This window comes from Campylobacter sp. BCW_6468 (assembly GCF_001762865.1).
Classification (GTDB): Bacteria; Campylobacterota; Campylobacteria; order Campylobacterales; family Campylobacteraceae; genus Campylobacter_D; species Campylobacter_D jejuni.
The window spans coordinates 1-2,207 of sequence record NZ_MJXQ01000017.1; the positions used below are offsets into that span (position 1 = coordinate 1).

Annotated in this window: 3 protein-coding genes; all 3 read right to left on the minus strand. The window is 26.9% G+C overall.

Features of this window, described 5'->3' with window-relative positions:
• On the minus strand, positions 1-156 hold a 156-nt coding region (locus AJ889_RS09530), incomplete at its 3' end, for a hypothetical protein (RefSeq protein WP_178887465.1).
• Positions 157-168: 12 nt separating this feature from the next.
• Entirely contained in the window at positions 169-2,028 is a 1,860-nt protein-coding gene (locus tag AJ889_RS00995) for a motility associated factor glycosyltransferase family protein (protein ID WP_079862615.1), read from the minus strand.
• A partial coding sequence (locus AJ889_RS01000; protein ID WP_079740665.1) for a motility accessory factor occupies positions 2,025-2,207 on the minus strand: 183 nt, incomplete at its 5' end. The genes AJ889_RS00995 and AJ889_RS01000, both read right to left, overlap by 4 nt.

Consider the following 2,207-nt stretch of genomic DNA (forward strand, 5'->3'; position numbering starts at 1 on the left):
ACTTGTATCTTTTAAATTGATATCTAGATTATCTTTACCTAAGATAAGTTCAAATTTACTTGATTTAATTTCTTTTAAACTTTCTTTTAAAAGAATATTGCTTAAAGCCTCAATGTTTTTGTTAAAGAGTTCTTTTTGAGTAGAGATGAAGGTCATTGGAAATCCTAATTATTTTTTGATTATATCGTCAAAATTCCAATTTTCTAAACTTTTTTCTATGGTTTTGTTTTGAGTATCAAGATATCCTAAACCTTGGATAAACCAATTGTGTTGTATTTTCAAAAAGTCTATTAAATTTTCTTTTTGCTTATTTGTGTTTAAAACTTCAAATTTTAAAATTTCGCATTCGTTATGAAAATAAATAGCTTGACAAAGTTCATTAAAAAGCTTGAGTTTTTTAAATTCTTTAAAAAGATTTAAAAGATCATTTTTGATTTTTTCAAGAGTTTGAAAATTCTTGTCATTTTTTTCTAAAGTGTATCTAAGCTTTTGAAGCTGAATTTGAGTTTTTTTTATAAATTCTTTGGATTCTAAAATGCTTTTTTGGAGATATTTTTTTGTTTTTTCTAATTTTTCTTTGGCTAGTTTTTTATCTAGAAATTTTGGAAAATCAAAAGGTTTATTTAAATCTTTATCAAGTAAATTCTCACAAGCCCATAGAAAAGGTTTTTCTATGGTTCCTTCTATCCTTACTCCACCTTCGGTGCAGTTGTAGGTGGTGATATTGAGTTTTTCTTTTGCCCAAAATATATCTTTTTCAAAAGCTTGACGAAACAAATTCCAAGTAAGTTGTGTTCTTACTTTGCCTTTTCCTCCATAAGCTAGTGTATATTTTTCTCCTCTGATTTCTTCACCTTGACTTCCATGTATATGCTCTTTAGGATGTGAACTTCCATCCTCGCCATAAGCTAAATCCTGTCCTATAAAAATGATATTTTCAAATCTTAAAGCTCCGGCTAGTTCATAGATCATATTTGAAACACTATGTCCTACTCCAAGATATCCATATTCATCAAGTTTTAAACTAGCTGCAAAATTTAAAGGGCGATGTACAAGCATATAAGTTCTTTGATCTTTTTCTAAAAAATCTAATACTTCTTTATGAACTACAGAAGCAAGTATGAAAAGTATGCCTTTGTTAAAATCGCCAAAATCATTATCAAAACATTTAGAAACTATATCATCACGCTCTAGCATGCAAACATAATCAGGCTTTATACCGTATTTTCCAAGAATAACATAAGCACTATCAGCACAAAAAATCGTAGCTTTATTAGCATACTTTTTTAATAAAGGAAGTTGTTTAGTAAGAGATGGTCCTGTAGAAACAATAATAGCATTTTTAACCTTAGCTCTTCTTTCTTTGAGAAATTCTTGAAAAATTCCATGATTTAACATTTTAGGGAGATTATCTAGGGTATGTTTGATTCCAACTAAAGAATCATGTGGATCATTACCTTTGTTTAAAACGATAAATCGTATCATTTCTATCAGTTGAGTATTTATATTTTGTATTTGAGTGCTATAAAATTGTTGATAAAAATCATTATGGATAAAAAGATTAAAAATTTTTACACTTTTTTGAATGATTTCATAAGTAAAAAGTGTGGTGAGTTGTGCTGTATTAATATTTGGAGTATAAAAAAGTATTAGTTGTTCTTTTTTTAATTCTTCGCTAAAATCAAATAAATGAAAAGCTAAAGTTAAAATTTCAAGATTGTCTTCAAAAATGATAATGTGTTTATGTTGTTTGTTTTTACATAAAGTTTTATAAAACATTCCATTTCCAAAGCCATAAAAAAACAAAACAGGATATTTGTTATATTCGGTTTTAAACAGAGTAAGGTTTTCTAAAAGCTCTTTATTGGGATTTTCATAAAGAAAAATATCATCTTTTTTAAAATTTATTCCATTTTCATCTTGGATAAGTGCAAAAGTTAAGTATTTAAGTGATCTCAGTGTACAAGCTAAAAACTCATCGACCTCAAACAAAGCTTGAGTATTTTTTAAAAAAAGCTCTTCTCTCACCTTCTCACCCTTTCCATCCATTTATCTAATTTTCTTTCTTTAAGTTTTTCTTCTAAAGGAAGTATATTTTTAATCAAAGCATTTTCTTGTGCTTTAATATGTCCATAAACTAATTCCATAAATTCTAAATGTTCTTTTATCCAAAGAATACTTTTATTAAAAGCATCTTCTTTGGTTTT